Source organism: Komagataeibacter melaceti (assembly GCF_003403295.1).
GTDB lineage: Bacteria > Pseudomonadota > Alphaproteobacteria > Acetobacterales > Acetobacteraceae > Komagataeibacter > Komagataeibacter melaceti.
Genome location: NZ_QUWV01000144.1, coordinates 1 through 19,760 on the forward strand (window position 1 = coordinate 1; position 19,760 = coordinate 19,760).

Genomic DNA, 19,760 nt, shown 5'->3' on the forward strand with positions numbered 1-19,760 from the left:
GGGGGGGGGGGGGGGGGGGCGCCATGAGCAAGGCGGCGTCAGCCGCCCGACCGCGTAGCGGTCGACGTACGCCAAGGCGAATAGCCTTGGCGCGTACGGCCTGTACGGTACGCCCCGTGACGTGCGCGATAAATTTAACCGCGACCTGCGTCGGGTACCTTAACATAACGTACCGCTCTTCATCCGCGCTCCAGCGCGGTGTCCGGCCGACCTTTCCATTTTCAGGGAACCTGCCGTCCGTCCCCGTTCGCACCGTAGGGGCGGGGGAGCCGATAAATACAGGAGTTAAATAGTCCTGATAAAAACGGGAAAATGCGCTTCCTGTTATTAGTGAAGACCGCACAAGAACCCTCCTGACCTGCAATCAGTATTGAATATATTTGTTACATTACACCGCGAATGGCAGCTTTGCACGCATAATCAACCATTCCCCCGATATTTCTAAGTAATGTGGGCCTACCGAAAGATGTAGGTATATTCACGGTTTGGCCTTCGGAATACCTCACGGCGTACCTGCCATGTACTTTCCGCATGGGTGCAGCACGCACATTCCGGCCGGATACATTTGCGTCGGCACCGATGGCAAAGTCCGCACCCACAACCGTCAGACCTATCCTCATAACGATAACGTCTGTCGGAGCCAGTCATGGAAGATAAGGAAGGTCGTGTTGTCACGGATCGTATGCCGCAATGGCTGGACGCCGCGCGCGCCCGCTCGGTTCTCGGGCGCGGGTGGTATGGGGAAGCGGCCGCCGAAGATAACGGTGGCGGCGAGCAGCCCCGGTCCACGGCGCAGGGAGCGGCTACGTGAAACGCACCTTATATGCCTGCGTGATGGTGACGGCCTGCCTCGGATACGATGCCAGTGCGGTCGCCGCGAGTTCCCAGGGGTGCGAGGCGCTGATCCAGTCCGCCGCGACCGGCATGGCCGCGCAGATGAGTGCTGATGACGCCACCATCAAGCTTCCCAAGTCCGTCACGAAGTTTACCTGCCTGGGCAACTTCTTCAGCGGCGTCGGGCTCGATATCCTGACGAACGGCATCAACATTGCCTCGATCGCGCAGGCGGCCATGGGAAAAATCTGCGCTGAACTCACGTCGGCCTGGGAAGATATGGAAGGGGCGGCCCAGTGCGGCCTGACCGTGACCGGGCTCGATACCAATTTCAATCTCGGACTTGGCGCCGGTTCATTCTGTCCCTCGCTGAATTTCGGGGGCGGCGGCGATGCGCTGATCAGCGCGTCAACGAATACCAACGGCCACAGTTCATGGGATGTGACCGGAGATACCCAGTTGCCTGACGGTTATACGCTCCAGCTCATGGGGGAAAGCACCGGCATTTCCCAGATTACCCAATGATGGGCCGCACGCCATGGCGGGGCCGCCTGATCGTCATCGTCATCATATCGTTCATGGCGGGCAGCATGGCCGCGCCCCGTCCGGCCTATGCGCTTTTCGGGCTTGATGTCGGGCCGATCGTCGCCGCGATCACCACCATGCAGGGGGCAATGAACACGGTCATCACAACCACCCGGACGGTTCTGAACGAGACGCTCGGGCTGATTAACATGTCCCTTGGCAGTGGCTTTACCCAGATCAGCAATTATCTCAAGGCGCAGATCGGTGCGCAGGAACAGATCGCAGACGCGAATAACATGGTGCAGGCCAGGCTGGCCCGTGACGTACGTAACGCAACCATTCGCGACAACCATGCCGTAAACCGCCAGGACTGCCTAAATCTTGAAGGGGGCCAGTCGACCGTTGTCGCGGCGCATAATGCGATGGAAGTCGCAGCGGCCCTCGATGGCGCGAAGGACAGCCGCACCCGTGCCGCCCGCGACACGCCTTCATGGGCTGGGGCTGGTCAGGCGTCTCAGGCGAATAACACCCACCATTTCTCGAAGTACTGCGATGACGCCGAAGCCGAGGCCGGGATCTGCTCCCTGGCGACCAGCGACCTCAAGGCGGCTGACCAGAGTGCGTCCAGCCTCCTGACGCCTCCCGTCTATGCCGACCAGACGGCGATCGACAAGGCCAATGATTTCGAGACCACGCTGATCCAGCCGGTCGCACCCGCTGCGCTTCGTGGCAGCGCGCTGACGACAACCGAGGGGCAGCAGGCCCTGCCGGGACGTCGCTCCTACAGTGCAGCGATTTCGCTGGCGCACAAGATCGGTGATGACGTGCTGAGCTGGCACGCGGGAACAGTAACCCTTTCCGCGGCCCAGAAAGCCGAGGCCCAACGCGAAGGGATTACCCAGACCGATACCGGAAGCCAGTTCGAAGCCACGGAACTGGAGGTCAACCGGAAATACTCGGGCACCGACTGGCAGGCCGACCTGCAGGCCATGCCGAGCGAAAAGTCGGTGCTCGTGCAGATCGCCCTCCTGGATGCGCAACGCAACTGGCTGCTCTGGCAGCAGCTCAAGCTCGACCACAGCCGTGCCCTGGCCGAGGCCACGCGCCTCTCCATTGCGGCGGAACAGCGCAGGCCCCGGGCCTCCCCGATGCCTGTCCCGTCAACCTCCAACAACTGAGGAACATATGTCCGATACGGTGACGCCACAGAGTTTCATAGGAACGGCCCTCGCCAGTCTGGACGCGCAGCAGCGCGCCATTCCGGAAAGCGAGCGCGGCCTCGCAAAAGACCTTGAAGACCTACAGAAACGTCTCGCCGAAAACCCGGCCCTGGAGAACGATCCACGCTTCTGCACGCAGGTCGCATGGCTCATGCAGGACTGGCAGAAATTCAGCGGGACAGGTCAGGCCCCGGCTGTCTCACCCATCCTTGCGGCGGGTATGGCGCAGCTTGCATCCACCTATCCGGGGTTGGAAAACCCGCAGGTCAGGGCAGCGGTGGAACAGACGGGAGGGCTGCATGACCGGCAACTGATTGCCGACATCCGGTCGGTGGCAATGGAAACCGCCGGGATGACGCCCGAACAGCAGACCTCCTTCATGGCGCGCATGGCGGCCGACCATCTTGTGCAGAGGGTGCAGGCCGCACTTGGGCAGCCCGCAATGGCACATGAAGCCGCTCCGCACCCCGTCCCGCCGAAACCCGCTCCTGAAGTGGTGGTTGAGCCGCCGCAACAGACGCGTCCAACCCCGGAGACGGCCCCAGAACCAGCACCTTCTTCAGCAGAACCGCTCCCGCCGGAAGCGGGTGATCCGGGCTTTGCCCCGTCGTCCACAGAGGCAGCAGCTGCACAGGATTCCGTCCCGGAGCCCGAAGGGCGGGCCACACCACAGGAAACCCGCGACGAGCCGACGCGTGGCGACGAAAATGATGTTCCGCGTAACCACGAAAACCAGCCCCCTTCGTCCACTCAGGAAGTTGAAGACACTCCGCGTGCCACGGATACAAAAACGGCGCACGAAACGGAAGCTGCACCGCCTTCATCCGCGCTCAACAGCGAAAAAATGCCCGATGCTCCTCAGTCCAATCGGTCGTCACCAAGTCCGGAACAGTCACAAACGCAGCCATCCCCCGCGCCACAGAATAAGCCACAACAGGCGCCCGCTACGGTTCCCTCACCGGTCTCTGGCGTGAAGGAATGGGCAAATAACTTCATGGGCAAAAAAGACGAGCGTCGCGTCAACAAATTCGTCAACCGCACCGCCGAAGCCGTGGAGGCCGTGCGGGACAAGATCGGGAACCTGCGCCGGGAAGAACCCGTCTTCTTTGAAAGTATTGAAGCCGCGGCCCGGAAAAGCGGTCAGCCGGTGCGCGAGGTGATCGCGGGCATGACGTCCGACGGCCCCTACGCCAACCTGCGCAAGCAATATGATGCGATCGTCCAGCGTAATCCGAACTTTATGGCAGCCAGTCGGGAACTCATGCAGGCGGGGACCAACCTGCGAACCACTGTCAGGCGGCTGGAGACCGAAGCACGTGAGCGCGGGGCATCAGACAAGGAGCCGGTCATCGAGGCCATGCGGAGTGTCGGGGGCGTGGGTCTCGAACTCGAAAAAATCCCTGGAGAATATCCGGGAAAAAACTTTCTCCAGCAGGTGGGGGAGATGGTCGAGCGACTGGCGAACAAGTTTCGTGAATTCTTCGAACATACCTTCGGCCAGCGGCGTGAGCGCGACAACAGTCCGTCTATGGAGCGCTAACCGATGATCCACACACGTCTGCGTCTGGTCGGCCTGTGCGTGCCGGCCACGTTCCTGCTCGTGATGGGATGCATGTTCCTGTCAGGGGTCGCTCACGCCGATACGACGGCATCCAATGTGACATGGAGCGACCTAGCCGCCGGGGATGACTGGACCGGGCGTGTGCTGGACAGCATTTTTCCGATGACCGGCTCCACACAGACCGCGACGGGAACGATGCTCTCGTATTTTTCCGCCTATGTCATGCTGATCGTCGCGGCATGGATCTCGTATGCCACCGTCATCCAGATTCACCGTACCGCCGAGAGCGGCAAGATATTTTCGGCCAGCTTCAACGGGTGGGTTCCGGTACGTGTGGCAATGGCCCTCATCATGATGAGCCCTGTCACCGCCCTTGGCGGATTTTCCACCGGGCAGAACATGATTCTGGTGCTCTCCAAATCCGCCATAGGCATGGCGAGAAACCTGCAGAACATCGCGATAAACGCCGTGGGTCCGGATGCCCTGCCTCTGGCGGAACCCATGGCGCCCTCTACCCGTGAAATCATCTTCAGCGTGATGGCGAGTGAACTCTGTCGCGCCATCGTCAACAAGGCATCGAACAACAGCAACATGCTCCCCGCGCCCGAGGTTCACGATGACGGCGCAGGAACGGTCACCCTCTCCTACGATCTGGCCGCGAATGAGCATACGGCTGCCGCACCCTGCGGCAGCATCGTTCTGTACCTGCCACGGTCTAACGCCGGAATATCGTCTTCGGTCCTGGCGCCTTATGTTAATCTGTCTGGCCTCGCACCACGGGAGCGGCAGGCGCTGACTGACCTTGTCGGCAGGATTCGTGGCCCGGTACAGATATTGGCTGAGACGCTCTGGCAGACCCGGGATGTTTCAGCGCTCAGGTCGCTTGACGCCATCTTGACCGTAAATGCGGCGTCCTATTCCGACGCGCTGTATACGATCGCGTCGAGCGCAGTGTCTACCATACGTTCTGCCGCAAGCGGATCGGGTACGGATGCCGGGGTTACGGCGCTGCATAATCTCGGTTGGAGCGGGCTGGGAGCCTACTATCTGGAGATTGCCAGCCTGAACTCGGAGATCCTCGCTTTCTCGTCCCTCAAGCCAACCATCACCGCCCCCTCGTGGACGGGTCTGGGATGGTATCTTTCCGATGACATAGATCCGTTCGCACAGGCAATTGGCAACTACCTCGCCCAGCAGGAAGACACCATCATCACCGCAGACCAGGCCAGCGCACCCTACGGCGCTACGCGCATGTTTTCCCGGGGGCGGATCGGCAGTACGCCGGGCTCGCTGCTAACACAGATCACCCGCGCGGTGGGAATCAACGAGGATGTCTTTAACCTCATCCTGAACGAAATGATCGCGCCAAGTTCGGGTGTGGATAGCAGTCATCCCGTTAGGGGTGGCGGGTCCGGCTGGACCGATCCCCTGGCGGGCATGATTACGCTGGGGCACCTGCTGATCCATATTGCCCTGACCATCATTGGCGTGGTCGCCATCGGTTCCAGTAAAACCGCGTCTGCGGTGTCTGCCGTGGCCGGAGTTATGACCGCCAATCCCGCACAGGCGGCCGCCAGCGCATCGGCTGTCGTTTTCAGCGGCGCAATCAGTTCGCTCCTGACCCCGATTTTTGCAGGGGCTTTCATGCTTCTGGTGCCAGGCATCACACTGGCCTACATCCTGCCGATGACCCCCTATCTGTACTGGATTGCAGGCGTGGCCGGATGGCTGATCCTTGTGATCGAGGCGGTCATAGCTGTTCCATTATGGATGCTCGCGCATATGGTGTTCGAGGGAGAGGGCCTGCATGGCAAGGGCATCCGGGGATATGAGGTGTTGTTCACCATCATCTTCCGGCCCTCCATGATGGTGATTGGCCTGATCCTGAGCTACACGATCTTCTCCGCGATGTCGTGGCTCCTGATGAAAAGCTTCTCGATAGCGACCAGCTTCGTCTTCGCGCAGGGTGACGTGGTGGACAACTTCATCGCCATTGTGGTGATGCTCGCCATGTACGTCACCACGGAAATGACGTTTGCGGTCATGTCGTTTCGCCTGATTTCCACCCTGCCGCATCATCTGCCGTCCATGGCAGGAATGAACACGATGAGCCGTGTCGATAGCGACAGCTTCTCAAATGGCGCTACGCAGCCTCTGAGGCCACATATGGAAAAGGGCGTCGCCCTGGCGGAGCAGAGCATTGGCGGCCCTGCCGGTATGGAAAAAGGTTCGCAAGGCCCTGCTGGCGCGCCCGGCAAGAACGGCGTAGATTCAACTACACAGTCCCACCTTATGGTTGCCGGTCGCGAGGAAGGATGAGCTAAATGAGTACTTTTCTTGAATATAATCAGCTTAACCGGATCCGTCTGGCAGCGGAGCGTATGGCCGATGGCACGATTTCGGTCGAGGACTACAATGCCGTGGTGCGACAGAATGGGGCGTTGCAGCAGGAGGTCATGCAGCTTCGAGAAGATGTTGAACATTGGAAGAGCGAAACCGAGAAATTTAAAAAAGACCGTGACAAATTTTATGACCTTGCAGTTGCGTGGGAAAAATATTGTAAATCTCGTGAGCTGAAAGCCAAAAATGCCACAGACCGCGTAGCGGAACTGGAAAGAGAACTGGCCGCCCTTAAAGGACGCCGGGCATGAGGCACCTTGTCATGGTAGCCGGACTGGCACTGGCGGTCTCGGGCTGTTCCCACGGGAACCTTACATCCGCCTCAAGCCGCCCGCTCCGTCCCCCGGCAGTAAAGCAGGCGCTTTATGACCCGTACGCGCCCTACGGATCGGTGCCGGCACGCTGGAAGCCTCCGGTTGCTTCGCGCGATGGTACCATCGTGAAACCAACGGACCCGGCCGACCAGGCGGACAGGCCCGATTACGAAGGTGCGTCGTGGTCGGTGGGTAGCCAATCCCGCAGGGCTGGAACCTTTTAGATACTGCAACAGACGTCTTTTCAGCAGAAATCCCTTACGACGGGTCATACCCGCCGTCGGAGAAATCTGTATAGCCCGCCAACCGCAATCACCATTATGACAGCTTTCCAGGGAATCCTCGCGAGTACCCAAAACACGCTGTGAAGAACCACACCGACGGTTTCGTCCAGAATCTGCCCGACCGTACGGATGATGACATATATTAGCCCGCACACTACAGCCAGTTTGATCAGCGCAAAAATACCATCCAGGATATCGGACAGATCAATGCCTGTTCCTTGCTGGTGGCCTTGCGAGTTATCCTGCCGATAACCCTGTTGGTCCTGCTGGAAATCCCTGAATTCCTCACGCCCAAGCCGGGTGAATTCTTCGTCGGATAACCATCCTGATTCGTCTCGCGCACGATTCACCCGAGACCCGTAGTGTCGTGAGTTTTTGAAATCGCTCATCCAGTCCTGCTCCGCCGCCACCCGTCATCCGAGGCGCGAACAGCGATAGGGCTCCTGTCCGTGCCACGTCGAACAGAAGTGCCACATTCCGGGCCGTCGGGCTATCCAGTTCGGAAAAGCGGGCTGACTGCCAAATTCACGCCGCGTGACCACGAATTACGCTAGCTTGAGCCAGGTATATATGCCCAGCCAGATATCAGCGATTACGATCGCTATCCCTTTCCAGGGAAAGGCAAAAAGGGACCTGCCAACGTCGTCGACGGCGTTGGAGGCATTGTTCATCACGACCTCCAGCCCCTGGGCAATGGAGAACAGCGCCCCCGCAGCCATAATCAGCAGGATCAGGGAGAAGATGCCTTTTGCGGTTGAGGGCGACTGCCCTCCCGCCCCCATCCGATAATCCCTGTATTCCTCTCGACCTCGGCGGATGAAGTCCCCATCGGAGAGCCAGCCTGATTCACGCCGCGCCGGCTCCACACGGGAGCCGTAATATTCTGAGTCCTTGAAATCGCTCATTCGGTTCTACCCCGTGCCCCAACGCACTATGTTGACCGAGGGGCGAGCAACTTGATCGCTGCCAGTGGATTGGGCATTTTTGAGACATTACAGTCAATGAGATATTTTAATGTCCGTTTTTGTAGCCCTTTGCGTCCCCCATGACCAGCGACATCTGGCGAAAGCGGCCGGCGCCGTCTTTGATGGGAAAGAGAAATGTTGGAAGGCAAGCGTTGATCGTCTGGACGCTTTGCTGCCGTTTGTTCCCTATCGCTATAGGCCAGACAGGAAGCCGCCCTATATCCGGCCGTGGATGGTGCCGCAGGCACTTTGGGGCCGGAATCTCAGGGCATTACTCGCAAAAGAAGACTGGGACCGTATTCGCAAGGATGCCTATGCCCGGGCAGGTTCGCGCTGTCGCGTCTGTGGTGGGCGGGGTCCGAAATGGCCGGTCGAGGCGGATGAAGGCTGGCACTACGATGACGCCACGCGGGTGCAGACCCTTAAAGGCGTGATTGCGCTCTGTCCTGACTGTCATGCCGTCCGTCACTGGGGCAAGACGATGAGTGCAGGCAGGCAGGATGAGGCGCTGGCATGGATGATGGAAGTTAATGGCTGGACGCGCGCCGCGGCTACGCGTTGTGCTGACGAGGCGATGGAGCAATGGCACGAGCGCAGCGCGTATAGTGACTGGCGCTGCGACATCAGTTGGGCGACAACGCATTATGGCGTCACCACGATACAGGGCGGTGATGCGATTGCTGAGAAGCGAAACCAATCTTTCGTGCAGAAGGCGAGCGCGCAGTATGGATCGCGGGGTGGGCACGCCAGCTATATTCAGCACCTGTTGTACGAGCGGTAAGGCAGAAAGCGAGAACCGCTTGTGATGGTGTGTTGCCGGACGTCCAGCGCATGGTGAACCCTGTTATCGTGGCCAGAACTCCCGCCCGTCCTGAAGGAACTCGGAGAACGATCGCCGTCCGGGCAGCCGCGCCATCCAGTTCGAGAAACACAGGCTCACATACTGGGACCCGAGGATGAGCGTCAGCGCGACGGACCGGATGCTTGCGGGCGAAAAAACACCCTGCCCCTGCCATATGACGGCGTAGGCCCACATGCCCAGGAGAATGACCAGCAGCAGGGCGCAGAACCGGCCGTAGCGCCGGGTTCTCAGCCGCGCCTGCAACCGCATGGCATCTTCTTGGGACATTGACGCTACGACGGACGCGGACCCGCCCGGAAAACGAAGGCTCGCATATTGGGAAACCAGTATCAGGGCCAGTGCGAGAAGCCCGATGCTCACGGCCGAGAAAAGACCTTGCCCGCTCCACAAGATCGCGTCGCACCATAGCCCGACGACGATTATTATCAGCAGCAGGACGCAAAAGCGCCTGTAACGGCTGGTTTTGGGGTCCTCCCGCTGCTCAATGGCCCTATCGTCGATTACAGGCCCTTCGACGGAAGTCGGGACATCCTGTTCCCGCGGCACATCGCCGAGCGCGCGCATGCCATCCCGCGCGAGCTGGTAGCTTCTGACGAACTGCACCAGAAACGGAAAGGACAGCCATTTCATCGCACGGACCACCCGTCCGCGTTTTTGCGGCGGGGTCACGGGGCCAGTCCTGCAATAAAGCCATCCATATCGTCAGGCAGCCCCGCCTCTTCATGCGGCATGCCCTTCCGGTCGCTCCAGACGACGGTCGGCGTTCCCCGCACCCCGATGGCGTGCGCGGCCGCGAGATTGAGCTTGAGCGCCGCCGCCGCGCCATCGGACACGGAGATATCAGCCGGGGCATGTTCCAGCGTAATGATCCGCCGCCACATCGAGACCATGTCGTCAGGTGACACACTCAGCATCGCGGTTGCCGCAGGCGTGCTGGTCCCGTCGTTTTCGTGATCGTTGATGGAAATCGGCACGATGGCAAGCTGCACCCTGCCGGCATCGACATAGGGCTGCAGCGTCTGGAGTGCGCGTATCGAGAACGGACAGAGTGGATCGACCACCACATAGACGCGGGGCGCGTCCTTGCGACCATACAGGCCAAAGGAGGTTGCGGCGAGGCGTCCGACAGGGTTCACGGCGGATGCCCCCGCGTCGCCTGCCGTGCTTCTGGACGTATCCAGGACCACGGTGGGAATGGTGCCGCGGATGGGCGCCACTTCGTCGCGGGTGATGTTGTGCCCAGCCGCATCCCACATCACGCCACCGATTTCGGCCTGGTTATCGGCCGTGATGAAGAAGACCCTGAAATGGTCTCCATTGCGTGCATAGACCGCACGAAGGCCATGCTGGTCCTCGGGGCGGCCGATGTCGAACAGGGCGGCGCCATTACTTGCAATCCGCGCAAGTGCGGGGCTGGCGCCAATCTCACTGGCCGGGATGGGACGGGCCTGCGGCTCGGTCGGCCCCTGCTGCGCGGTTGCGACCGCCTGGGATGGTGGGCTGCCCTGTGCGGACGGGCATTGCGGCGCGGCATGGGCTACCCCGACCATCGCAACGATGGCGGCCGCCGGTGCAAGACGTTTCATGAAAGAGGCTCCTTCTGTGTTCCTCCAGAGTCTCACGCATGGTTGTGGGTCGGATTTCCGTCGCGTGTTCGCACCCACAAACGGGCATGGCACTGTGAGTCCCGTAACGAACGCACTGCCAAGGAGACCTCCCCGTGCGAAAGACATGCGCCTCGATGCTATGCCTGGCCCTCGTGGGCACACCGGCATTCGCCCAGCACCTTTCCCCCGACGAACTGGACCGTCTCTCGACTGAACGGGCAGGAGAGATCGGGCACCGGAACTGGGGGCCGCCGATCAACCCGCCCGCACTGGCGCAACCTCTCTCTCCCCTTCCCGTGCCCGCCACATGCATGAGCCCCGCCCGGGACTTCGAGCCGCTTTATGCAGCGCCCTCGCGCTCTGCGCGTCAGGTGGGCGTCGCAGCCCCCCAGATCGCGGTTACCGACACGACCCGTGATGGCTGGACCCAGGTGGAACTGAGCGGGCACATCCTTGCATGGATCCCGAGCGGGGATGTCGTCGCATATCGCCCGCTCGTCGCCGATCACCCGACAGGCTGCGTCGTCGCAGGGCAGCGGCCCAATGGCATGATCGCATTCTCCCATCCCGACAGATGATGCGACGCGGCCTTCTCCTGCCGTGGCTGGTTTCACCACTGTCCATGCCGATCGCCATGGCGCAGGTTCCCCAGCAGATCATTCCGAGCATCATGGAGCCGGGCACGCCGAGCTTCGTCTATGCCGGGGCATCGGCTTCGTCGTCAGGGTCAGGCGGGTCGACCGCCAGCACGAACTATACCGGGGCGTGGGGATCTACTGACGCGATGTCCACCCTGCTCAGCCAGTCCTACGGTTCGGCCGCTGTCAACGCGGCCGAGGATGAAGGGATCAATCCGGACACCCTGGCGGCCTTCGGTCAGATCGAAAGCCATTTCCAGAACGTCGGCAACGCGACGTCCTCGGCGCAGGGAGTATGGCAGGTCACCAACGGCACGTGGAACCAGTATGCGTCCGAACTGGGGCTCAGCGACGCTGACAGGAGCGATCCCGCCGTGCAGGCGCAGGTCGCCAGCGCGGTCATCAGCGACTATGCCGCAGCGGTCTCGAAAGCGACCGGGACAAGTGCCACCGCTGCCCAGACCTATGGCGCCTACATGTTCGGGACAAAGGCCGGATCGGAGATCGCAACCGAGTCGGATAGCAGTGCCCCTTTGAGCAAGTTCGTCTCCGCCAGTACCCTCGCCGCGAACAACATGAGTGGCTGGACCGTAGGGCAATACTACGCAACCATCTCAAATCGCATGGGAAATGGTGCCAGCGAGGCGGTCATCACCTCATGAACCGCCTTTCGGGTCCCGTGCCAAAATGGACACAAAAACGCAAGAAAAACAGCGGTTTACCAAGGTTTTCCTTGTGGTGCGAAATGAGTCGGGGCAAGGTGTTTTCGAGCCGCGGGCCGCATAGCCATGCAGACCGGGCGCATGATTGCAGAGGCCCACCGATGACCTAGCCCAGATATGAGAAACCCTGCCTCCCCCGATCGCCAAATCGGAAAAGCCAGGGCACCCAAAAACGTAGTTCATGTACGAAGAAATGCGACAATTTCCTCGTACATGAAAGTCCCGTCGGAACGCAAGGTAAAATTGCGAACGGGGACGGTTTGTCTGGTGCCCGAAGCCGGGAGGCTCCTGAAAACTCCCTAGTTCCCGGACTTTTTGCGAATGGTGATACAGGACCACAATGATGATGCGCGCCCGGTGCGCCGGCGCGGAAAGCGTACCCTGACGCCCGCCATGCTCGACGCCATGGCCGAACTGGATCGGCCCGCGCCGGCTTTTCCTGGCAAGTATGACGTGGTGCGGGTCCTGCGCGCACTGCGCCGTCCGCTCGGGCTTGGCCGCAACGCCTTCGAACTTCTGGTGTGCATGGTCGAGCACACGGCGACAGGAGATTGGGACGAAGGGGAAACGCCTTTCATCTACGCCCATAATTCAACACTCGTGAACTGGACGGGGCTGTGTCTGACGTCGTTGCGCAGGGCTGTGCGTGAACTGGCCGAGGCACGGATGCTGACGGCCCATGACGGGCGGAACGGCCAGAGGGGGCGGCGCTGGCGGGGTGAGGACGATACCTGCAGGGTCGGGTTCAGCCTTGCCTCGCTGCGCTATCGCTGGCCCGGGTTCCTGGAAATGCTGGAAGCGGAGCGGCGCCATCGCGACCAGGTCAGGTTCCTGCGCGACGCGATCGCGGATCTGAACGGGGCGATACGCCAGCTAGCCGAGCAGCGCGATGATGAGGCGGTCATCATGCGTGCGGCAGGCATCATGCGCCGACGGCTGCGCACGGAGTCCATCGCGACGCTTGCGGCCTATCATGACGACATGAAGGCGATCTGGCACCAGCTCGAAGCAGTTCCGACCCCTGTGGATAACCCGGAATCCGATGCCCGATGGACCCCGAAAGTGGCACCCATGGACCCCGATTCCGGCACCCACTATACAGATACAAAAAACAATCTATCCAAAATTAAGGTAGTCAACGTAGCGGCCACCGGCCGCAATCGCATTGAAGCAATGCGGAGCGCAGCGCCAGCGGACCCGGCCGCAACAGAACCCCGGCACGAACTGTCCGCACTGCGCGGGTTTCGCGGCACATCGACGTTCTATCTCGAAATCTGCCCCCCATTGCGCGACCTGTGTCCAACCGACCGACCGACACAGCCCGAACTGACCGACGCTGCGGAACATCTTTCCGGCCAGATAGGCATCACCCACCATGCATGGCGGCAGGCCTGTGTGGTTCTCGGCCGCCTGCAGGCAAGCATTACCGTCATCATCATGGCCGCACGTCTCCAGCGGGGCGAGGCAATCCGTTATCGGGACGCCTATTTCCGGTCCCTGGTGGACCGTGGCGCGCGTCACGCGCTCTATCTCGACCGCAGCCTCTACGCCCTGCGGGATGCATGCGCCCGGACGGCACTCCCAGCCAGGCGGTCCCAGGTTCATACCGCCGGACAACGGCCATGACGGGCGGGCATGATCCCATCCCGCTATGCGTTCCGCGCGATGCCGCGAAATACGCTGCCCAGGCCGGTGCGCGGTGGGATGATAGTAAACGCTGTTTCTATTGGGATGGCGGTGTCGGCGGCATCAGTGAAAACTCGCCGGTCCGGGCCTACCTGCCATTCCGCTTTCGGCCTGACCGCAGGCCGCCCTACGTGCGACCGTGGATGGTGCCGCAGTCGCTGTGGGGCTGGAACCTGCGCGCCATGCTGCGCCGGGAGGACTGGGACAGGACCCGACGCGACGCATACAGGCGCGCGGGCTATCGCTGCCGTATCTGTGGCGGCGTCGGTCCCGATCATCCGGTCGAGGCCGACGAAGGCTGGGCCTATGACGACACCCGCTTCATCCAGGTCCTCAAGGGCGTGATTGCCCTGTGTCCCGACTGCCATGCCGTGCGTCACTGGGGACGAAGCATGGCGACAGGAAAGGAGCAGCATGCCCTGTGCTGGCTGGCATGGGTCAACGGGTGGACGCTCGTGCAGGCCCGTACCTGCGCGGATAACGCCATGGCCCACTGGCACTGGCGCAGCGGACATACCGGTTGGACCTGTGATATTACATGGGTGGAAAAGGTGTTCGGCGTGCGCCCAATGGCGGACGCCACCGCCCGCGCGGCGGAAACACAGCAGGGGCTGGTCGCGCTGGCAAGGCAGTCGCGCAATGATGAAATGCGCTGATCGAGGTAGAAATGACAGATAACCCCGCTCCCGTAGAACCCATTGCCAACGCCCTGACCGTCGCGCGGTTTCCGCTGGAACGCCGTAAGGCGCGTTCGGTGGAGTTCATGCAGATGTTGAGCCTTGACCGCGACGACGTGGTCGAGGTGATGAAAGAGGCCGGACAGAAGCCGCCCTACGCCCTGTCCACCCTGAAGCGGGAGGGCGCGCGTGAGGTGCGCTCCCGTCTCAGGGAATGGGACCTGAGCGTCTTTGCTGACGCGGCCGAACTGGAGGATGCCCTGCGTGCCTGGTTCCAGCCTGCCGTTACACTGGCGATCAGCGAAACGGCAGAAGCCCGTGACCTCATCATCCGGGAGCGGCAGATACGCCTTGCCACGAATGTCGAACAGAGGCTCATGGATACCGCCTACCGGCAGCAGCGGGCGCTTGCCGCCCAGCAGGTCAGCGAGACGTGGATCCTGAGCGGCCGGATCATCGGCGGATGGGAGGTCGTCATCGCCTGTCTCGAACGCTATCGCGAAGGCCGGCATGTGCGGAAGACGAAATCTGAGAAGCTGCCCGTGAGCACACCTGTCCAGACCGAACCGGTGGTGCAGGATGGAAATGTGGTGTCCCTGGGCGCCTGGCGGAACAGAAGTAAAGGAACCGGCTAAGGTTCTTTTTCCTGTGCTACCATAGGGTTCGGGTTAATGCGGCGCGTTACGTTCCAGTATGCGGCGCAGCTCCTCATTGACGCGGGTCTGCCAGCCCGGCCCTGTTGCACGCCATCCGGCCAGCACGTCCTCATCAAGGCGCAGTGTCACCTGCTTTTTTGGGTGTGTCGCTACGGGCCGACCGCGCCGGATCAGCTGGTTGCCCTGCCGTATTTCCGCCCGGTCAAAGAAATCTTCCGTCAGTTCCGGTGCATCATCGGGATCAACCCATGCGTTTGCGCCAGAGAGCTTCTTCGCGTTCATGTGCATGCCTCATCGAAAATATACGGCGGGCCGCGCCGCGCGGGGTCCATGCAAGGACAACAAGCCGTCCATCAAGAAAGCCGGCTGTGATGAAACGAGGCTCGCCATAGTCCTGCCGTTCATCCTGAATGGTTGCCGTCAACCCTGCGAACACCTTGGCTGCATCCGCATAATCCAACCCTCGTTCCCTGATGGTTCTGGCTCTTTTGATCGGATCAAACGTGATGTCCATTTATTTAATGTAGTTACATAAACCGGACATGTCCACGCGGTTCTAATGATTACATGATATCGAGTCAGTGAAAATCTCGCGACCGAATGGCAAGCGTTTTCTGGGACTGCCCCACCGTCGCCAGCAGCGGCGTCATGTCATCGAGTTCCCTGACAACGACATGAATGACGTCACCCTCTTTCTGGAGGGTTCCGTGACACGCGATCATGCTGGCTGACAGCACGATGCGGCGCTGCCGCTCTATCCGGTCCGGCCACAGGATCAGGTTGGCCATGCCGGTTTCGTCCTCAATGGTGAGGAACATGGTCCCGTTTGCTGTGCCCGGGCGCTGGCGCATGATGATGACGCCCGCAATGGTGATGCGCCGCCTGTCAGCCAGGGCCTGCAGTTCGCCACAGCGTGTGATTCCACGATAGTCCAGTTCCTCACGCAGGAATGCGACAGGATGATCGCGTAGCGTAAGGCCCGCCGCGTGATAGTCCTCGACCACATTCTGCCCTTCCGTCATGCCCGGGAGCGTGAAAACGGGTTCGACAATCTCTGGCTCCGGGCGGTTACGGTGCTGGTCGGCCGCGGCGAACAGCGGCATCGGGCTATCCGCCAGACCCTTTATGTCCCATAGCGCCCCCCGCCGGTCGCGGCCTAGCGCATGAAATGCATCGGCTTCGGCCAGCACCTGCAGGGCGCGCTGATCCAGTCCGGCCCGACGCCACATGTCATCCAGACTTTCATAGGCCGAGGACCGGCACGCCACCAGTTTCGCCGCTTCGTGGTTGGATAATCCCTTCACCAGCCGCAATCCCAGCCGTACGGCCAGAAACCGCCCTGATCCCGCCTTCTCAAGCGTACAGTCCCACCGACTGGCGTTGACGCAGATCGGACGGACCGGGACACCGTGCCGTCGTGCATCGCTGACAATCTGTGCCGGCGCGTAAAATCCCATTGGCTGGGAATTGAGCAGGGCTGCGCAGAAGACGTCCGGATGGTGGCATTTGATGTAGGACGAGGCGTAGGCGATCAGGGCAAAGCTTGCTGCATGGCTTTCAGGGAACCCGTAGGAGCCAAACCCCTCCAGCTGCGCGAATGTGCGCTCGGCAAATGCGAGATCATAGCCCCGCTCTGTCATGCCGTTGATCAGACGGTCCCGGAAATAGGTGACCGTTCCCTCTCCCTTGAATGTGCCCATGGCACGGCGTAGCTGGTCGGCTTCGCCGGGCGAGAAGCCAGCACAGTGAATGGCGACCTGCATGGCCTGTTCCTGGAACAGCGGTACGCCCAGCGTCTTGCCAAGGATGCGCTCCAGCGCAGGGGAAGGGCAGTCCGGTTTCTGCTTCCCCTCACGTCGCAGCAGGTAGGGATGCACCATGTCGCCCTGTATGGGGCCGGGGCGAACGATCGCCACCTGCACCACGAGATCATAGAATGTGTGCGGTTTCAGTCGCGGCAGCATGCTCATCTGCGCGCGGCTCTCGATCTGGAATGTACCGATCGTGTCCGCCCGGGCGATCATCCGGTACGTGGCCGGATCCTCGGCCGGGATGGAAGCCATGTCCATGCGTGTCCCGCGCGCGGTTTCAAGCAGGCCGAAGGCACGACGCATGCAGCCCAGCATGCCCAGCCCCAGCACATCGACCTTCATGAAACGCAGGTGGTCGATGTCATCCTTGTCCCAGACGATGATCTGGCGGTCCTCCATCGCGGCGGGCTCGATGGGCACAAGGTCGTCCAGCCGGTCGCGGGTCAGCACGAAGCCTCCCGGATGGGTGCCAAGCTGGCGGGGAAAGCCGATCAGTTGCCCCGCGAGATGCAACGTCAGGCGCAGGCGCGGGTCATCAAGGTTCAGACCCAGTTCCCGCGCCCGGTCCGAAAGCGTATCGCCGTCTGCAGACAGACCGGTCAGATGACGCGAGAGGGCGACCGTGACATCCTCTGGCACGCCCAGCGCCTTGCCCACGTCGCGCAGCGCGCCCTTGCGGCGATAGCGCATCACCGTCGCGCACAGCGCCGCCCGGTCCCGTCCGTAATGGGCGTAGATCCATTGGATCACCTCCTCGCGCCGCTCACTCTCGAAGTCCACGTCAATGTCCGGTGGCTCCTTCCGCTCCGCCGAGACAAACCGCTCGAACAGGAGGCCGGAACGGACCGGATCAATGGCGGTGATGCCCAGTACGTAGCAGACGGCGGAATTGGCGGCGGACCCGCGCCCCTGGCAGACGATACCCTGCTGGCGGGCATGCCGCACGATCGTGTTGACCGTCAGGAAATACGGTGCGTAATCCAGTGATGCGATCAGGTCGAGTTCGTGGCGGAGCTGGGCCAGCACGCTGTCCGGTGCGCCTGCAGGATAGCGATCTTTCAGATGCGTCCGGACAAGGGCCGCAAGGGCTTCCTGTGGCGTTTTCCCTGATGCGTCGGTTTCATCCGGATACTGGTAACTCAGGTCATCAAGCGAGAAGCGGCACAGCCCGGCGATTTCGGCGCTACGTGCAATCGCGGCCTCATGGCCTGCATAGTGCTGGCGGATCTCGCGTTCAGCCATCAGGTGACGGCCCGAGCAGGTTTCGCGCCGGTCTCCCAACCGGTCGATCGTGCAGCCATGGCGGATGCAGCCCAGCACATCCTGAAGGATATGCCGTTCGGCGCTGTGATATAGAACGTCGCCCGTGACGACCGTCCGCAGGCCGACCTTTGTCGTCAGTTCCTCGATCGCGGCAAGGCGCGTGGCATCTCCCGGCCGGAAGCGCCGGACAAGTGCGACATACCCGGGCAGGCCGGTCTCGTGGCTACGCCGTGCCATGCGGGCCAGGACTTCGACAGGGGGAACTTCCAGCACATCCGGCAACAGGACCAGGAGAAGCCCCGCACCTTCCCGCTCCATATCCCGCCATGTCAGGGAAAAGCCGCCCTTCCCTGCCCGTTTCTTGCCCAGCGTCAGGAGACGGCACAGACGGCCATAGGCCGTCCGGTCGGTGGGATAGGCGAGGACGGGCGGCATATCCTCCAGATCCAGACGGCAGCCGACGACAGGGCGGACCCCATGTTCGCCAGCCGCCCGGTGCGCCCGCACGATCCCGGCAAGGCTGTTATGGTCGGTGACGCCGATCGCGGGAAGTCCCAGCGCCTTCGCCGTGGCGAACAGTTCATCAGGATGGCTTGCGCCCCGCAGGAAGGAATAATTCGTCGCGACCTGGAGCGGGACATACCCGGTCATCGCCTATCCCGGCTCCGCATGGGGATGATGATGTGCACTGGTGCTGGGCGCGGGAGCGCCTGTGCGACGCAGGATGACGTAGCCGCAGGCCTGCAGATAGGCCACGAGGCGTTCCGCCGTAATGCGGGCCATCATTTCATCCGCCGTATGAACCTTGCGCCGGCCATCGTAGCGCAGGCCATGTGACAGGGAGGCTTCGATTTCCTCCAGACTGGCCGGACGCAGATCGGGGGGAGTGTCCTCTATCATTGCGCGCTCCTCAGAAAAGACCATGCAGGAACCACGGCGCGGCAGAATCAGGCGTCCCCGGGTCGCGGGCGGACTGGAACAGCCAGAACTGGAGGCCACCCCTTTCTGCCGCAATCCAGTAGTTCCGGATGTTTCCGTATTCGCCAGCGTCGCGCCACCATTCACCGTGCACGCGCTCGGGGCCATCGCATGCAACAAGCCCATAGGCATGGCCGCGCCATGCCATCTCCCCCGGCACGCCAGCCGCGTCCTGACGGATCATGATGACGGGCTCGGGCGGGCTGAACAGGCGCACGGGGCGCGGCCACGGGCATGTCCAGTCAGAGGTCATCATATCGGGCCTGGCGGGCGCCGTGGCCTGAGTGCGTTCGGGCATATGGCTTTCGAGCCGGGTGAAGCGCACCAGCCCAGAATCAAGGGCTGCGCTGTTTCCAAGTCGATCGAGCAGGTCCGCGTCGGTTGCCGTGGGGGCGGACAGCTCCGTGGCCATGCCCGTCAACTGACGGGTGCTGCGTCGCTCGGACTGCCTTACCACGAGGCTCATCGCTTCAATGCCGAAGCCGGGTTCGATCGTCTCGATCCGTGCCCGCAGAAGGCGTCCCATATGGTCCGCATCGCACACAGGAGAGGCCGTACCGACCCGGACCGCCTGCACACCGCCATCCACGCGTTCGCACAGCAGGTCGAGCTGCCTCGCACCCTCCCCACGTTGCTGCAGTGCCGTACACACGGCGCCAACCAGCACCCTGATGACGGTCGCGATGGCTTCCGCCGTGGAGATGGGTTCCACAAACGAACGGCGGTCCTGTATCATGTCCCGAGGCAGGACAGGCCG

The 19,760-nt window shown here is 61.7% G+C and carries 22 protein-coding genes; 13 read left to right on the forward strand and 9 right to left on the reverse strand.

Features of this window, described 5'->3' with window-relative positions; genetic code table 11:
* Positions 1–646 precede the first annotated feature (646 nt).
* Genes DY926_RS17375 through DY926_RS14125 form a run of 7 tightly spaced genes read left to right on the forward strand, consistent with a single transcriptional unit; the run spans position 647 to position 7,078 of the window.
* The gene (locus tag DY926_RS17375) at positions 647–811 is read left to right on the forward strand and encodes a hypothetical protein (protein WP_158552018.1); all 165 of its coding nucleotides are present in this window, start codon (positions 647–649) and stop codon (positions 809–811) included.
* Entirely contained in the window at positions 808–1,359 is a 552-nt protein-coding gene (locus tag DY926_RS14100) for a hypothetical protein (RefSeq protein ID WP_116703944.1), read from the forward strand. Before DY926_RS17375 ends, DY926_RS14100 begins: the two co-directional genes overlap by 4 nt.
* The gene (locus DY926_RS14105; RefSeq protein WP_241503238.1) at positions 1,356–2,537 is read left to right on the forward strand and encodes a hypothetical protein; all 1,182 of its coding nucleotides are present in this window, start codon (positions 1,356–1,358) and stop codon (positions 2,535–2,537) included. The genes DY926_RS14100 and DY926_RS14105 overlap by 4 nt, the downstream gene beginning before the upstream one ends.
* 7 nt (positions 2,538–2,544) lie before the next feature.
* Positions 2,545–4,119 carry a hypothetical protein gene (locus tag DY926_RS14110; protein WP_116703945.1) on the forward strand — a complete coding sequence of 525 codons (1,575 nt, stop codon included), beginning with the start codon at positions 2,545–2,547 and terminating at the stop codon, positions 4,117–4,119.
* A 3-nt stretch (positions 4,120–4,122) separates the two neighbouring features.
* A complete protein-coding gene (locus DY926_RS14115) occupies positions 4,123–6,459 on the forward strand; it encodes a DotA/TraY family protein (protein WP_116703946.1) in 2,337 nt (778 codons plus the stop codon).
* Between the two features lie 5 nt (positions 6,460–6,464).
* Entirely contained in the window at positions 6,465–6,791 is a 327-nt protein-coding gene (locus DY926_RS14120) for a hypothetical protein (protein WP_116703947.1), read from the forward strand.
* A complete protein-coding gene (locus DY926_RS14125) occupies positions 6,788–7,078 on the forward strand; it encodes a hypothetical protein (RefSeq protein ID WP_116703948.1) in 291 nt (96 codons plus the stop codon). The genes DY926_RS14120 and DY926_RS14125 overlap by 4 nt, the downstream gene beginning before the upstream one ends.
* A 44-nt stretch (positions 7,079–7,122) precedes the next feature.
* Here DY926_RS14125 and DY926_RS14130 read toward each other — a convergent pair whose 3' ends face one another.
* Together DY926_RS14130 and DY926_RS14135 are read right to left on the reverse strand one after the other, a co-directional pair.
* A complete protein-coding gene (locus DY926_RS14130; protein ID WP_148707802.1) occupies positions 7,123–7,527 on the reverse strand; it encodes a hypothetical protein in 405 nt (134 codons plus the stop codon).
* Between the two features lie 156 nt (positions 7,528–7,683).
* Positions 7,684–8,043, reverse strand: coding sequence for a hypothetical protein (locus tag DY926_RS14135; RefSeq protein ID WP_116703950.1), 360 nt, complete (start codon positions 8,041–8,043; stop codon positions 7,684–7,686).
* A gap of 109 nt (positions 8,044–8,152) precedes the next feature.
* On the opposite strand from DY926_RS14135, the gene DY926_RS14140 reads away from it, so the two are divergent.
* Entirely contained in the window at positions 8,153–8,884 is a 732-nt protein-coding gene (locus DY926_RS14140) for a hypothetical protein (protein WP_241503240.1), read from the forward strand.
* Positions 8,885–8,947: 63 nt separating this feature from the next.
* Here DY926_RS14140 and DY926_RS14145 read toward each other — a convergent pair whose 3' ends face one another.
* Together DY926_RS14145 and DY926_RS14150 are read right to left on the reverse strand one after the other, a co-directional pair.
* The gene (locus DY926_RS14145; protein ID WP_116703951.1) at positions 8,948–9,634 is read right to left on the reverse strand and encodes a hypothetical protein; all 687 of its coding nucleotides are present in this window, start codon (positions 9,632–9,634) and stop codon (positions 8,948–8,950) included.
* Positions 9,631–10,551, reverse strand: a complete 921-nt coding sequence (locus DY926_RS14150) for a DsbC family protein (protein WP_116703952.1) — start codon at positions 10,549–10,551, stop codon at positions 9,631–9,633. The genes DY926_RS14145 and DY926_RS14150 overlap by 4 nt, the downstream gene beginning before the upstream one ends.
* A 134-nt stretch (positions 10,552–10,685) precedes the next feature.
* Here DY926_RS14150 and DY926_RS14155 point away from each other — a divergent pair, with 134 nt between their 5' ends.
* From DY926_RS14155 to DY926_RS14175, 5 genes are all read left to right on the forward strand, one after another.
* Positions 10,686–11,150, forward strand: coding sequence for an SH3 domain-containing protein (locus tag DY926_RS14155; RefSeq protein WP_241503241.1), 465 nt, complete (start codon positions 10,686–10,688; stop codon positions 11,148–11,150).
* 44 nt (positions 11,151–11,194) lie between these two features.
* Positions 11,195–11,872: a transglycosylase SLT domain-containing protein gene (locus tag DY926_RS14160; protein WP_241503242.1), complete on the forward strand. Its 678-nt coding sequence runs from the start codon at positions 11,195–11,197 to the stop codon at positions 11,870–11,872.
* A 381-nt stretch (positions 11,873–12,253) separates the two neighbouring features.
* Positions 12,254–13,558 (forward strand): replication initiation protein RepC, encoded by a 1,305-nt coding sequence (gene repC / locus DY926_RS14165; RefSeq protein WP_116703954.1) that lies wholly within the window; start codon positions 12,254–12,256, stop codon positions 13,556–13,558.
* Positions 13,555–14,274: an HNH endonuclease gene (locus DY926_RS14170; RefSeq protein ID WP_116703955.1), complete on the forward strand. Its 720-nt coding sequence runs from the start codon at positions 13,555–13,557 to the stop codon at positions 14,272–14,274. Before repC ends, DY926_RS14170 begins: the two co-directional genes overlap by 4 nt.
* Before the next feature lie 11 nt (positions 14,275–14,285).
* On the forward strand, positions 14,286–14,930 hold the full coding sequence (locus DY926_RS14175) for a hypothetical protein (RefSeq protein ID WP_116703956.1): 645 nt from the start codon (positions 14,286–14,288) through the stop codon (positions 14,928–14,930).
* A 33-nt stretch (positions 14,931–14,963) separates the two neighbouring features.
* Here the strand turns inward: DY926_RS14175 and DY926_RS14180 are convergent, their stop codons facing one another.
* The 5 genes from DY926_RS14180 to DY926_RS14200 form a co-directional block, all read right to left on the reverse strand.
* Positions 14,964–15,233: a BrnA antitoxin family protein gene (locus DY926_RS14180; RefSeq protein WP_116703957.1), complete on the reverse strand. Its 270-nt coding sequence runs from the start codon at positions 15,231–15,233 to the stop codon at positions 14,964–14,966.
* Positions 15,193–15,465, reverse strand: a complete 273-nt coding sequence (locus DY926_RS14185; protein ID WP_116703958.1) for a BrnT family toxin — start codon at positions 15,463–15,465, stop codon at positions 15,193–15,195. The genes DY926_RS14180 and DY926_RS14185 overlap by 41 nt, the downstream gene beginning before the upstream one ends.
* A gap of 64 nt (positions 15,466–15,529) precedes the next feature.
* A complete protein-coding gene (locus DY926_RS14190) occupies positions 15,530–18,676 on the reverse strand; it encodes an error-prone DNA polymerase (RefSeq protein WP_116703959.1) in 3,147 nt (1,048 codons plus the stop codon).
* A gap of 3 nt (positions 18,677–18,679) precedes the next feature.
* A complete protein-coding gene (locus tag DY926_RS14195; RefSeq protein WP_116703960.1) occupies positions 18,680–18,925 on the reverse strand; it encodes a hypothetical protein in 246 nt (81 codons plus the stop codon).
* A gap of 10 nt (positions 18,926–18,935) precedes the next feature.
* Positions 18,936–19,760: DinB/UmuC family translesion DNA polymerase (locus tag DY926_RS14200; RefSeq protein ID WP_456305933.1), on the reverse strand; the 825-nt coding region annotated here is incomplete at its 5' end.